At 26.8% G+C, this 14,454-nt stretch carries 13 protein-coding genes and 1 pseudogene; 6 read left to right on the top strand and 8 right to left on the bottom strand.

The features are described 5' to 3' along the window. Positions 1-817 (bottom strand): annotated as a pseudogene (locus CP960_RS09465) (methyl-accepting chemotaxis protein); the annotation flags it as partial. 93 nt (positions 818-910) lie between these two features. On the opposite strand from CP960_RS09465, the gene CP960_RS09470 reads away from it, so the two are divergent. From CP960_RS09470 to CP960_RS09480, 3 genes are read left to right on the top strand one after another with little or no spacing between them, the layout of a single operon-like run. Beyond that, positions 911-1,081 carry a uracil-DNA glycosylase gene (locus CP960_RS09470; protein WP_101185172.1) on the top strand — a complete coding sequence of 57 codons (171 nt, stop codon included), beginning with the start codon at positions 911-913 and terminating at the stop codon, positions 1,079-1,081. A 42-nt stretch (positions 1,082-1,123) separates the two neighbouring features. Continuing rightward, entirely contained in the window at positions 1,124-2,614 is a 1,491-nt protein-coding gene (locus CP960_RS09475; RefSeq protein ID WP_101185173.1) for a sensor histidine kinase, read from the top strand. 10 nt (positions 2,615-2,624) lie between these two features. Beyond that, on the top strand, positions 2,625-3,545 hold the full coding sequence (locus CP960_RS09480) for a dUTP diphosphatase (RefSeq protein WP_101185174.1): 921 nt from the start codon (positions 2,625-2,627) through the stop codon (positions 3,543-3,545). Positions 3,546-3,561: 16 nt separating this feature from the next. On the opposite strand, the gene CP960_RS09485 is transcribed toward CP960_RS09480, so the two are convergent. Beyond that, a complete protein-coding gene (locus CP960_RS09485) occupies positions 3,562-4,608 on the bottom strand; it encodes a sensor histidine kinase (RefSeq protein WP_101185175.1) in 1,047 nt (348 codons plus the stop codon). Positions 4,609-4,694: 86 nt separating this feature from the next. Here CP960_RS09485 and CP960_RS09490 point away from each other — a divergent pair, with 86 nt between their 5' ends. Both CP960_RS09490 and CP960_RS09495 read left to right on the top strand, forming a co-directional pair. Beyond that, a complete protein-coding gene (locus CP960_RS09490; RefSeq protein ID WP_101185176.1) occupies positions 4,695-5,450 on the top strand; it encodes a response regulator transcription factor in 756 nt (251 codons plus the stop codon). A 56-nt stretch (positions 5,451-5,506) separates the two neighbouring features. Continuing rightward, a complete protein-coding gene (locus tag CP960_RS09495; RefSeq protein WP_101185177.1) occupies positions 5,507-6,088 on the top strand; it encodes a response regulator transcription factor in 582 nt (193 codons plus the stop codon). Positions 6,089-6,103: 15 nt separating this feature from the next. On the opposite strand, the gene CP960_RS09500 is transcribed toward CP960_RS09495, so the two are convergent. From CP960_RS09500 to CP960_RS09525, 6 genes are all read right to left on the bottom strand, one after another. Next, a complete protein-coding gene (locus CP960_RS09500; RefSeq protein ID WP_101185178.1) occupies positions 6,104-6,604 on the bottom strand; it encodes a gamma carbonic anhydrase family protein in 501 nt (166 codons plus the stop codon). A 61-nt stretch (positions 6,605-6,665) separates the two neighbouring features. Continuing rightward, positions 6,666-9,254, bottom strand: a complete 2,589-nt coding sequence (locus CP960_RS09505; protein ID WP_101185179.1) for a M14 family zinc carboxypeptidase — start codon at positions 9,252-9,254, stop codon at positions 6,666-6,668. After that, on the bottom strand, positions 9,255-10,751 hold the full coding sequence (locus CP960_RS09510) for an ATP-grasp domain-containing protein (protein WP_101185180.1): 1,497 nt from the start codon (positions 10,749-10,751) through the stop codon (positions 9,255-9,257). Next, complete coding sequence (locus tag CP960_RS09515) at positions 10,752-11,666, bottom strand: ATP-grasp domain-containing protein (RefSeq protein WP_101185181.1); 915 nt, start codon at positions 11,664-11,666, stop codon at positions 10,752-10,754. Further along, the gene (locus CP960_RS09520) at positions 11,653-12,765 is read right to left on the bottom strand and encodes a M20 family metallopeptidase (RefSeq protein ID WP_101185182.1); all 1,113 of its coding nucleotides are present in this window, start codon (positions 12,763-12,765) and stop codon (positions 11,653-11,655) included. Before CP960_RS09520 ends, CP960_RS09515 begins: the two co-directional genes overlap by 14 nt. A gap of 124 nt (positions 12,766-12,889) precedes the next feature. Then, entirely contained in the window at positions 12,890-14,128 is a 1,239-nt protein-coding gene (locus tag CP960_RS09525) for an argininosuccinate synthase (protein ID WP_101185183.1), read from the bottom strand. A gap of 66 nt (positions 14,129-14,194) precedes the next feature. On the opposite strand from CP960_RS09525, the gene CP960_RS09530 reads away from it, so the two are divergent. Further along, the gene (locus tag CP960_RS09530; RefSeq protein ID WP_101185184.1) at positions 14,195-14,452 is read left to right on the top strand and encodes a S4 domain-containing protein; all 258 of its coding nucleotides are present in this window, start codon (positions 14,195-14,197) and stop codon (positions 14,450-14,452) included. Positions 14,453-14,454: the final 2 nt, after the last annotated feature.

Consider the following 14,454-nt stretch of genomic DNA (forward strand, 5'->3'; position numbering starts at 1 on the left):
TATTTGCATTATCTGCATTATTTCTTGTTATTGATGTTATCTCTTCTACTGCTGCTGCTGTTTGTTCTAGGCTTGCTGCTTGTTCATTTGCTTTTGCTGCTAGGTTATTCATTGAACTTTTCATTGTATTTGAGTTCCCTTCTAGCATCTGTCCATTTGACAAGTTTGTTTTTGCTGCTGTTGCTAGTGCTTCTCCTAAAGCATTTACTCCTTTCATTACTGATAACATTCTTGCTTTTAGTGTTGGTGATATATCTATTTGTTTTGTGTAGTCATTACTTGAGTATGATTCTAAAGTATTTTCTAAGTTTTTCATATTCTCTTCTTGCGTATCAAGCATTTTATTTATTGTCTTTTTTAGAGTCATAATCATAGGATTTTCTGTATTGGAGTTAACTCTACATCTAAAAATACCTTGTTCCACTTTATTCATTACAAGTACAATTTCACCTAATACTCTCATATCATCTTTTCTTATTTTATCAAAAGAATCAAAATATTCATTAAAACTCTCTAAGATTTCACCAATCTCGTCTTTTTTAATATATTCTGCTTTTCTTATTTTATTTGATTTCATAAAGGCATATTGCATAAAATCATCAAGATACTCTTTTAATCTATCAATTCCTCCAACAATTCTTTTCATTGCAGCAAAATTTGTATAAGCTACTACAATACCAAAAAGAACGTTTATGGCTAAAATAGCAACAATATCAGAAGCTGACACTATCGCTGTAATACTGATAATCGCAAACGCTACTTGTGTTAAAATCATATTTACAAGTATTTTATATTTTGTATGTATATTTTTAAACATTATATGTTCCCCAATAAAGTGTTATTTCCCAATTGTATTTAAATTATTCTTAATATAATATGAAAATAATTTTTCTTTGGTTATAATTAATTTATGAATGAAAAAATTGTGTGTCAAAGGTGTCAATACTACTATGTTACATGGGAAAAAAATCGTCCCCATGGTTGTAAAGCTTATGGCTTTAAATCTCAAATAATTCCTTCAATTGTTGTGAAAAATAGTAGTGGCAAAGCTTGTGCTTTTTATAATCCAAAACAAAGATAATTAATAGTAAAATATCCTACAATCATTAAAAATAGGGTAACAATGACATTAATTAATTATGCTAATCAATTAAAACAAAATAAAAAAACTATTATAAAATATTGGTTATCAAGCAGTAGAATTAATACAATTCTTGAAAATCATAAGTTAGATAAAAAAATGTTTATAACTTTGTATGCAAATGGTGTTATTGATTACTATATTGATGTTATAAATAATCAGAAAAAGATTGGAGAATGCCCTGTAATAGATGAATTGTTAGATTACTTGAAAGTAAATAATATTACTAGTGATGAGCTTTTTATATTATGTTCAGGCTTTAAAAATGCATTAATTAGATATTTTTATGATTTAAAAATTAATTCCTATGAGACTGAGGCTGAAATAAGCTTCATTTTTGAAGAAAATTTTGCAGGAGTTTTAAGTAAATACTCTAAAAGTGTAAAAGATGTTGAGACAAAATTAAGTAAAAGTGTTGCAATTGCAAATAAATATATAATTATGTCAAAAACAAATAAAAAAGGAATTATTACAGAAGTATCAGATGCTTTTTGTGATATTTCAGGATTTACAAGAGAAGAGCTTATTGGTAAACCTCATAATATTGTAAGACACCCTGATACAAAACCATATATTTTTGAAAATTTATGGAGTACAATTTTAAATGGCAAAATTTGGCAAGGGGAAATAAAAAATCAAAAAAAGAATAAAGAAGCTTATTGGGTATATGCAACAATTGAACCTAGTTTTAATGAGAAGGGTGAAATTACTGGCTTTTATGCAATAAGACAAGACATAACATCAAAAAAAGAGGTTGAAGAACAGCAAAATATTTTAGTGGAACAATCAAAGTCAGCTGCAATGGGTGAAATGATTTCAATGATTGCTCATCAATGGAGACAACCACTTCAAGCAGTATCTATTTTAATTCAGAAACTTCCTTTAATGAAGATGATTGAAGGTGAGATAAGTGATGAGATACTTAATCAAGTTGTTGATGATATTGGCACACAGCTTGAATATATGTCAAAAACAATTGATGATTTTAGAGATTTTTTTAAGCCTGATAAAGAAAAAGAAGAGATTACTTTAAGTAAATTAATAGAAAAAGCAATTGATTTTTTAACTTATATGTTAAAAGTTGATACTATAAAATTAAATAAACAAGCAATTGATAACTGTGTTGTAAAAGTACATATAAATGAAGTAGTGCAAGTTTTAATAAATATTATTAAAAATGCAAGAGATGTTATGGTTGAAAAAAATGATGGTACAAAAAGAGAGCTAAATATTAAATACTATAAAAATGATGCATTTGCAGTAATTGAAATAGAAGATAATGCAGGAGGAATTCCTGAAAATATTATAAATAGAGTATTTGAACCATATTTTTCAACAAAAACAAATAAAAATGGTACTGGATTAGGACTTTATATGAGTAGAACAATTATTGAACAGCACAGCTGTGGAAGATTGAGTGTTTCTAACTCAGATAAGGGTGCAGTATTTAAAATAGAATTACCAATAAATTAGGAGAGATAAATTGTTATATGAAGATTTAAAAATAGTTACAAAATCATTAGGTTTTTTAACAATTGAAGATTTTGCAAAATATATTGGTGTTACACCAAAAGATGTTTTAGCATGGGAAGAGAATGATGAAGTTCCTTATACAATTTCACTTATAATTCATCTTTTAAAAGGTGAAAAGTCTTTACCAAATAATAGTACATTAGATAATTTAGTGGAAGAGTGTTTACCTTTAGCTACACTTTTAGAAGAGGCTTCTTCTTTCCCTCATAAATTAGAAGAGATGTTTTTATTACAAAAAGAGTTAAATGATTCAACAAATGGTAAAAACTGGGAACTTGGAGTTAATAAGTTTGATAAAGAGATAAATTGGCTTAGATGTATTCATATGGAAGTAGCGGAGTTAATAGACTCAACTCCTTGGAAACATTGGAAAAATATTAACTCAGCACCTGATATGAATAATATTCATGTAGAATTAGTTGATATTTGGCATTTTTTAATGTCGTATATTTTACAAGAGACAAATGTACCAAAAGCAGTATCACTTGTAAATACACATTGTATTTATGAAGCAAATGAAGATATTGATGTAAAAGCTATGGTTAAAGAAGCAGAAAAGTTATCTTATATATCTTTAGCAATTCAAACAAATAATATGCCTTCATTTAGTGGAATTGAAAGATTTATTGATCAATTCTTTAGATGTTGTAAAATATCTGGTTTATCTTTTACTTGGTTACAAAAATTATATATTGGTAAAAACTGTTTAAATAAATTTAGACAAGACAATGGATATAAAGAAGGAACTTATAAAAAAATATGGGATGGAAAAGAGGATAATGTTATTATGGTAGATATTCTTGATTCTATGGAAAATGTAAGTTTTGAAGAGTTGTATGGCAAATTAAAAGAAGTATATGAAAAATTATAAAATATAGAGATTTTCTCTATATTTTTATATCCATACTAAAACATACTCCATTTTTTATCTGTTTTACATCTATTGTTCCATTAAAATGTTTTTCTAAAATCACCTTACACATATATAGTCCCAAACCTGTTCCATTCTTATCATGTTTTGTTGAAAAGTATGGCTCAAATACTCTATTTATAATATCTTTAGGAATACCACCTGCATTATCACTTATTTTTATTCTTAGATAGTTTTCACTTTTTATAAAATTAATATCAATTTTTCCATTTTTTATGTTCTTTTCTATGATTGCATCAATACTGTTATTTAGTAGATTTAATAAAATTTGAATATATTCATTTTTATATGTATATATTTTTTGTATCTGTATTTCATGTATATTTATTTGTATATTTGCAGCTTTTAAGCTAGGCTCAATAAGTTTTTTTGCACTTTGTGTAGTTTTAACAATATCAATATACTCTTTTTGTTTATCATCTTTAAAGAAATTTGCAAAATCATCAATAGTTTTTGACATATATTTTAAATAGTTTTGAATACTTTTTATCTCATTTGCTAAATCTTCACTTTTTATTGCATTATTTTTTTTAGATTTAAATTTAAGCTTTGCCATAATTGAAGCAACTGAATTTAAAGGTTGTCTCCATTGATGTGCAATCATAGATATCATCTCTCCTAAACTTGCAAGTTTAGATTGTCTAAAAAGTAGATTTTCATTCTGTTTTATCTCTCTTAAATCAATAATAGAGACAATTTTATAACTTTTCTTACTTAATTCAATATCACTTATTTTTATTATCGCAGGAATTAAATCACCACTATTTGAAACTAAAGTTACTTCTTGAAATAGGTGTTTATTAAACTCTAAAAATTTTTGTGTTGTTGAGGGAATAAGTACTCCTGTTGCTAGGTTTCCAATTAGCTCATCCTTTGAATTGTATTCTAAAATTTGAACTAATGCATCATTTGCATTTACAATAAATCCTTTTTTAATAAGTAAAATTCCTTCAATAGTGGAGTTTAAAATAGTATCTATATTATTATTTGTATCTTTTTGCATTTAATTTCCATATTTAATTTAAAGTTATAACTAGTTATTATATTGTATAATTTTTATTCTTATTTACTATTAATGTGGGAGAGTTTATGATTGACTATGTATTACTTGAAGAGTATTGTCAAGATATCTCTATACTTTTTGTTGAAGATGATGAATCTATTAAAAAAGAGACAACAGAACTTTTAAAAGAGATTTTTACTTGTGTAGATATAGCAAGTGATGGAGAAGAGGGATTACAAAAGTATAAAGAGTATTTTAACATAAATGAAAAGCATTATGATATAGTATTAAGTGATATTAAGATGCCTAAAATTGATGGATTAGAGCTTACAAAACTACTATACAAAGAAAATCCTGACCAAAAAATTATAGTATTATCTGCATATAGCGATACAAAATATCTTTTAGAGTTTGTTAATATAGGTATTTCACACTTTTTAGTAAAACCTTTAGATTATGATGAATTTATTACAGTTATTTTTAATATTACTAAAGAGATACATCTACATAAACAATTACAAAATAGTCAAAAACAAGCAAAAATAGTATTAAATAATACATTAATTTGGGACAAAGAAACTAAACAGTTATTAAGAAATAAACAAGCAATTAAATTAACAAAAAAAGAGTTTTTATTAGTTGAATTACTTTTAAAAACTATTGAAAAAACTCATCCTGTTGAAGAGATTATTTCTATCTTATGGCAAGGGGATTATGAATCAACTGCAGATATAACAAATCTTAAAAATATTGTTTCAAGATTAAGAAAAAAAGTTCCTGAATTAGATATAGAAAATGTTTATGGATTTGGATATAAAATAAATATAAAATATTTTGAATAAAATAACACTTTTGTAATACTTTTTATAAGTATAATCTTCTTATAGAGGAGATTATTATGAAAAAGCTAGACAATAATAGTTTCAATATTAACTTTATAGAAGAGTTAACTGTTCTTTATGTTGAAGATGACCCTGTAATTAGGGAGAATCTTTTAAGTTGTTTTGAACCACTTTTTAAAAAAACTTTTGTTGCTGTTGATGGCAAGGATGGTTTAAAAAAGTTTAAAAAACATAAAAAAGAGATTGATATTGTTATCACTGATATAAATATGCCATATATAGATGGTATTGAGATGATAAAACTTATTAAAAATATTAATCCAAAAATTGCTTGTTTGATTACTACTGCTTATTCGGATAAACAGTATTTATTAGACTCTGTTGATTATGGTGTAAATCACTATATCTTAAAACCTTTTAAAATAGATACTTTGTTAAAAGAAGTAGAAAAATCTTACTTATCAACTTACTATATAAAAGAGTTATCTCAAAGAAATAGAGAAATTGAACAATTAGCAAAAATGTTTAATTCAACACCTGAGCCTTTAGAGTTAAAAGAGTTAGAAAAAGAGGATAAAGAGTATAAAACAAAGCTTACTCTTTTTAGTGAGATTATACAAATGTTAGATAGAAGATAAAATCTTCTATCTTAATTAACTATAATCATTTTTGTAATCTACATAATGCCCTGCATGTTTTATAAGACCATCTACATCCTCTTGTGTAAGTTCCTTGACAACTTTTGCTGGACTTCCCAAGATTAAACTTTTTGGTGGGAATTTTTTACCTTGAGTTACTAAAGCATTTGCTCCTACTATTGAACCCTCACCAATTACTGCATTATCTAAGATAGTAGCACTCATACCAATTAAGCAATTATCTTCAATAGTACAACCATGTAGCATAACTTTATGTCCGATTGTAACATCATTTCCAATAATTGTTTGAGTGTTTGTATCTGTGTGAATCATTGATAAGTCTTGAACATTAGTTCTTTTACCTATTCTGATTTTATTTACATCTGCTCTTAGAACACATCCAAACCATATAGATGAATCCTCATCAACTTTAATATCTCCTATTAAATCAGCGCTTGGTGCAACCCATGCACTTTTATCTATTTGGGGATAAAACTCTTTAAATTTTAAAATCATTCCTCTCTCCTTCATTTAAAAAGTAAAATATTATATCCTCAAAAAATGGAAAATGCAAATATTAAATTTTGGATTTATACTCTAAAATAACGGGTTTAGAGTAGTTTGGAACATCATCATAAGTAAATATAGCAAAATATTTATTTTTCTCTTTAGAACCAAAATCATCATATGTATAGTTGTCTTTTCCTGCATAAAGTTTTTGGCCATCTTGTGAACTTAAAGGCTTTCTAAAAGGATTTTTAATTACTTTTACTCCTACTAACTCTTCATCATTTGGATTTTGCCAAGAGATTCTAATCTTCCCATTTTCTAATTCATAACTAGCATTTGTTACTTGTGGTAATGCAAATCTTCTTTTAGAAATATACTCTATTATAAGTTTTGCACCAAGCTTGCTATCTTTTGTTTCCCAACTTATTTTTCTATTTCTTAAAGATTTTTTCGATGTAGTAGGTTTTAAAGCAAAAAGAATATTACTACTATCTTTTAATTTTTCATTTAATTCTATTTTTGCAAAAGAGTCAAAAACAAAATATTGAGTTTGATTATTTTTAAGTTCATTAGCACTTATATCATAACCTATATTTTGGATTATTTTTCTATTTTCAAAATCTTTGTAGTTTTTTGAAATACTATTTTGTATAAACTCTAAATGAAATCTAATATCCTCTTTTAAATAGATTTTTGTAGAGTTTAATTCCACATAAGCATTAGTAATTATAGTATTTTCATATGAAGGTAAAGAGGATAAGTTAAACTCCAAAATACTATATATTTTTTTACCATTATCATCAAATCCAGAACTAATTTCATTTTCTAAAATACTATTTTTACTTATAGTATGTATAGATTTTGCATATAAAGTTGTTACTGTTGGTTCAATAGTATAAGTTAACTCTAATCTTGGTCTATATGTTAACCCAAAGCCAAATTTTCCATATCCAATATCCCATTGCATCATTTGAGATTTTCTACCAACTTTTAACTCTTTTGGACCTTCTAGTCTAAAAACAACTTTTTGCTTTTTTATTTGTGAAGTAAGTATTAAAGATTCTATCCCAGAAAGCTCCCATTTTCTCCATATACCTTGAGTTAATTGGTCACTTTTTGTAGGCCTTCCTATATAACTTATAACTTTTGCATTATGAACTTCATCAAAATCAGTTAAATCTTTTATACTATCTTGTTCTATAATTGCAATATTCCATTCTCCATACTTTTCAATTGTAGTTGAAACTCTATTTATAGGATATAGATTTAAGCAAGCAGATTTAATAACTGCATTATTAGGAATTGTTTTTAAATCAATACTAATTATAGAGTAGGAAACTCCTTTATTTTCATCAACTCCAACAAATAAAGAGTTTATACCAAAATGTTTATGATTATTGTTTATGTTTTCAGCAACATATCCTGTTTGAGTTGCATTAGCATAATAAGTTCTTGAGTACTCATCATATTCAACATCAGTTCTTATTTTTATTTGTGGAGCAAATGGTGATTTTAATCTCTTTTTTTTATTTACAGCTCTTATGTTAAAATAGTAATTTGTATTTGATTGAAGATTAATATCTGTAAACTCTAACGCTTGAGTTCTACCAATAAGGTTTGTCTCTTTACAATAAAGTTTATCTCTTTTACTTCTATAAATTTCAAAAAAAATATCTTTTGATGTTTTTGCATCCCATTTTAACTTTACATGATTGGAACCAATACTTTCAACTTCAAAATTTTCAACTCTTTTAACTGAATTATTTTTATTATAATTTGGAACTTCTTTTATTGCTTCAATAAGTGCTGGAATATGCTCTCTTATATGTTCATTCATATCATCTAAATAGTCACTTATATTTCTAGTTCCTACTTCTACAACAGTAGCTAAAATACCTTTTGAATAGTAAAACTCTCTTCCACTTCCTCCGATTAGTTTTGCAGGAGGTTTACCTTGATGAATTCCATACTCTCTATTTGATATTTTTTTTATTTTATCTGCCATATTTGCACAAAGTGTATTTAAATCAGTTGTGTCAATATTATCTTCATGTTTAAAATCATGAGCAGGGAAAAATACATTTCCTTGACTATGATAATCTAATGCAATTGTAATATTTAAATGTGTTTGTACAAAATTTCTTAAAGCTTTTGTTTCTGGTTCACTAAATGGTTCAGGTCCAGAATAAACATTTGAAGAGCTTAGTGTTGATTTTGTAAATCCTACACTAAAGTTTCTATTCAAATCGACTCCAAAAGTTCCATCTGCATTTACTCTTCTGTTTTTTCTCCAGAAACTAAAATGTTTTTGGGAATAAACAAAACCATCAGGATTTGCACAAGGAACCATATAAACAGTTGCTCTTTTAAAAAAGGCTTCTAAAGTAGGGTCAATACTTATATTGTTTAATATATAAATTGCAAACTCTATACTTAATTCATGACCAATCCATTCTCGTGCATGAATTGTTCCTGTATAAAAAAGAGCAGGTTTTAAATCTGCTTCTTTTATATTAGATGATAAAGTAATTAAATAAATATCTCTTTGTTCCCAAGTTTTACCAATTGATTCAAGTTTAAAATTATTGGGAAATTTTACTTGTAACTTTTTAAAAATCTGAGTAGACTCTTCATATGTTCTATAGAGTTTTTTCATTTAAACTCCTATTTTAAATCTTGATTTTAGCTGCTTAATTTTATTTTTGCCAATTCCTTCAATCTCTTCAAGCTCTTCAATAGAGTTAAAACCTTTTAACTTTTTTTTATGTTTAATTATAAGTTTTGCAAGTTTTTTACCTATACCTTTTATTTTAATTAGTTCATGTTCTTCTACACAATTTATATCAACTCTCATATCATCTAAACTTTTATCCCAACATTTAAGCATCTGTTCATCAACTGATTCAAGTTCTAATAAATCAGTTGAGTCTGTAATTATATTTTCTTGTATATAATCATGTATTTCTACTGCAAGCTCCTCTTGCATTGCATATAAAGTCATTATATCTGTTAAAGAAGCATTATTTAAATTTAATTTTTTTAAATCAAAATCATCTGATTTTTTTTGTTTATCAAAATTTTTTTGTAAAGTTTTTATTTTTATTGGTTCAGGAAAATCACTATCTTTACTTTTACTTACTTCTTGCATATCAAAACCAATATCTAAATCATTTAAATACCACTCTCCATCAAAACTAGGTTTATATTTAGAAAAACCAATATGTCTTAATGTTCTAAGTAAACTTGAATCAATTTTACCTAGTTCTTGCCATGAATAAATTGGAATATGTGGCATTTTAAATTTACCTTTTGAAAAATCCCACATTAAATATTGTCCTATCCAATCTCTTATATAAGGAAAAGCTGCAAATGCAGTAGCACACTCTAAAATATAAGCTTTGCCTGTATTTTTACAAATAGCAATATCACAAGCCCAATATTCAGCTTTTGCTGCTTTACTTGACTGAACTGCTAATTCTAAAGCATTCATAGGAATGTTATTGTAAGACATTGAGCCTCCTTGTGAAGTATTTGTAATCCATTCATCTTTTTTTGCATATCTCCAAAAAGCGCAAACTGGTTTATGTCCAATTAACATAACCCTAATATCTCCATTATCTTTCAATTTAATTGCATCTTGAGTATAAATTGGGATATATTTTTTCTCATCTAGTAGCTTTTTTGTTTCTTTATAATTATCTACTTTATGTACATAATATCCTCCATAATTAGATGGACCATAGCTTCTTTTTATTATTTGAGGATATTTTGCTTTTTTCTGTAAGTATTTATTTGCTTTTTTTGTATCATAAAATATTTTTGTTTTAGGAATATTAAGTTTATGTTTTTTACAAAATAGAGTAACGTTCTGTTTTGATTTGTTTGAAAACTGTGATTGCAAAGATGGTACAAATCTAACATGTGGTAGCTCTTTTGAAATCTCTACAAAAGTATCATATGCAGTTGCAGGTATATTACCAATTAAAATATCTATTTTTTTTCTTTTGACTTCTTTTATAAATCTTTGCTTATCATTTTTCCAATGATAAACAACTTCTTCAATTTTATTTGGCCATCCTTTAAAGTTTGAATGGTCAAAAAATCTTAATACATAATCAAGATATATAAATCCTAGTTTTGGTAACTTTTTCATCTAATAACCTCTCTTTTTAAATGTTTTTTTATCAATTAATTCAACTATCATATCTATCTTTTTGTCATTGTAATCAATGCCGATTTTTTCTTGTTCTGGCGTTGCAAAAGCTGGGATTCCATTTACTTCTAAAACAAGATACTCTTTCTTTTTTTTATCATAAATAATATCAACTCCAGCTATTTCAAGGTTTGTTATTTTTGCAGCTTTTTTTGCTAAATCTATTATTTGTTCATTTGGTTCTCTTTTAAAAACTGTTCCTCCACTAGTAACATTTGTTCTCCAATCTTTTTTACTTGCTTTTCTACCATAACATCCAACAAACTCATTATTTACAATGTCAACTCTATAATCAGTATTATCATAATTAATAAATTTTTCCACATAGAAATATCTAACATTTATTTGATTTAAAAATGGAAGTAGCATATTTAAAGCTTCTTCATTCTCTATTTTGGTAAGCCCAACCCCTCCCCAGCCATCAGTTGGTTTATATACCATTTTTGACCATTTTTTCATAATTGCTTGTAAATGGTGTGTATCATTTCTATGACATAATTTATAATCAGCTGTGGGGATATTATTGTTTCTTAATAAAAAAGAGGTTTGAAATTTATCTTCTGTTAATTCAAAAGCATCAAAATTATTTATCATAGGCATTACTTTATTTAATGCTTTATATAAATACATTTGATATTGTGTTTGTTCTCCTGCATTATAAGAAAAAAATAGATCAAGTTTATCCAATTTCAAGTCTTTATATAAAATATGACCATTTTTAGCAATAGCATTTCGAAGATTTATATTTGTAACTACATCTATATCTCTTTGCTTTAGTTTTTCAATCATCTTTTTTTGGATTACATCTCCACCACCATTTTGGTATAACCACATACCAATTTTACGTTTTGCCATTTTTACTCTCCATATTTTGATAATGCATTAGTATTTTTGTCATCAATTTAATTCTTTTTTCAAAGCTAGATTTTAATGCTTTTTCTTTATTAGTATGGTCATATAAGCCATATGGTCCAAATCCATCTAGTGTTATTACATTGCAAGCTGAAAAAATGTTAGCATCACTTACCCCACCTCTTTGTTCTGTATAAATATTTTCATCACATATTTTTTCTAATTCCTTAATAAGTTCATATTGCTTTTTATTCTCTTGCATCACTTCTCTTTGAATTTGACCTTCAAGTTTAGATTTTGTTCCTTTTACATATGAGGTATTTGTAATTATTTTAAGTTCTTTTAGTAATCTATTTTTTTCATCAGTGGTTTTAAAACGAATCTCTAATAAAAGTGTAGCTTTGGGTGATATTGTATTTGCTCCAATTCCACCTTCAATTTTCCCAACATTAACTGTTGTTCCTGAGTTTAAATTAGTTAAATTTACAAGTTTTTGTAGTTTATATGAGGCTTCAAGATTTGCATCAATTCCTTTATCATACGATGTACCTGCATGTGAAGCTTTTCCTTTGCAAGTTATAGTAAAAGTTCCAACACCTTTTCTAGCTGTTACAACTTCTAAGTTTTTCCCAGCAGCTTCAAAATCAAAACATATATCATAATCTTTTGCAATCTCTTTGCTAATCTCTTTAGAGTCATCACTTCCTGACTCTTCATCACTTACTAAAAAGAAATCAATATTAAATATTTGTTTATTTTGTTTATATATATTTCTAAGTGCTTGTAAAGCAACAATATTCCCACCTTTCATATCGCAAACACCTGGACCATATACCCACTTTGTATCCTCTTTAAAGCCTTCAAAACTATTTGGAGGAAATACAGTATCATTATGTCCTAAAAGTAAGATTTTAATTCCACTTTTTTTATAACTTGTAAAAAGTGCATGGTTTCCAATATGTTCTTTTTTGAAAAGTTTTGTAGTAAAGCCTAACTCTTCAAGCCATATTTGCATTTGTGTTGTTACATTATCAACACCTTGTTTATTTTTTGTATAAGAGTTTATATCTACTATTGTTTTTAAATCATTAAAATAGTGCATGTTTACTTCTTATTTTTAAGATAAGAAGTATTCTAATAAAGAATAGTTACAATTTAACTACAAAATTATATTTAGATTGTTTAGTATTTAAAAGTGTGTAAAAAGCAGAAATATCTGCTTTTTACTATTTGTTTTGAGTTTGTCCAGCAATAATAAATCTTAATGCATTTAATTTAATAAATCCTTCTGCATCTTTTTGATTATATACTTCATCTTCTTCGAAAGTAGAGTGAGCTTCAGAGAATAGTGATTTTTCTGATTCTCTTCCTGCTACAATTACATTTCCTTTATAAAGTTTTAATTTTACTGTACCTTGTACATTTTTTTGAGTATCATCAATTGCTGCTTGAAGCATTTCTCTTTCTTTTGAGAACCAGTATCCATTATAGATTAGTTTTGCATATTTTGGCATTAGTTCATCTTTTAAATGAGCAGCTTCTCTATCTAAAGTAATAGATTCAATAGCTCTATGGGCTTTTAGCATGATTGTTCCACCTGGAGTTTCATAACAACCTCTTGCTTTCATTCCCACATATCTATTTTCAACTATATCTATTCTTCCAATACCATGTTTGTTTCCATACTCATTTAAAGTTTTTAAAATTGTTGCTGGAGACATTTGCTCACCATTTATGGCAATTGGGTCACCATTTTTATATGAAATTGTAATATATTCTGGTGTATTTGGTGCATCTTCTAATGAATTAGTCCATAGCCACATAGATTTATCAGGCTCTTTTGATGGATCTTCTAATGCTAAGCCTTCATAAGAAATATGTAGAAGGTTTGCATCCATTGAATAAGGACTTACAGCAGGATTTCCATTTTCATCAACATGTTTTTTATCGATATTAATTCCATGCTTTTTAGCATATACTAAAAGTTTTTCTCTTGAGTTTAAATCCCATTCTCTCCAAGGAGCAATTACTGTAATTTCTGGGTTAAGACCTAAGTATCCAAGTTCAAATCTAACTTGGTCATTCCCTTTTCCAGTAGCACCATGTGCAACTGCATCAGCACCTGTTTTTTCAGCAATTTCAATCTGTTTTTTAGAAATAAGTGGTCTAGCAATAGAAGTACCTAATAGATACTCTCCTTCATAAATTGCATTAGCTCTAAACATAGGGAATACATAATCTTTAACAAACTCTTCTTTTATATCTAAAATAAAAATATTTTCTGGTTTAATTCCCATATCTAAAGCTTTTTGTCTTGCTGGCTCAACTTCTTCACCTTGCCCTAAATCAGCAGTAAAAGTGATAACTTCTGCATTATATTCGTCTTGAAGCCATTTTAAAATAATTGAAGTATCTAATCCTCCACTGTAAGCTAAAACAACTTTTTTTACTTCTTTTGTGCTCATATCGTCTCCAAAAATATAAATATTAATTTGGATGTATTTTATCTAAAATTAGCTATAATCCCTATTATGAGATGTGATAAATTTTTAAATGCAGTTAATATAACAAAAAGAAGAGCTGTTGCAGAAGATATGCTAGCTCACAAAGTAGTATTTGTAAATAATACAGTTGCTAAAAAAGCTAAAGAGATAAAAGTTGGAGATATTATTGAAATAAAATATCTTGAAAGAAGTGATAAATTTAAAGTTTTACAAATTCCTACTACAAAATCAACTCCAAAATCAAAAATGGAAGAGTATGTAGAAAAAATAAGTGAAGAAGGGTAGAT

The sequence above is a fragment of the Malaciobacter halophilus genome (genome assembly GCF_002837275.1).
Classification (GTDB): Bacteria; Campylobacterota; Campylobacteria; order Campylobacterales; family Arcobacteraceae; genus Malaciobacter; species Malaciobacter halophilus.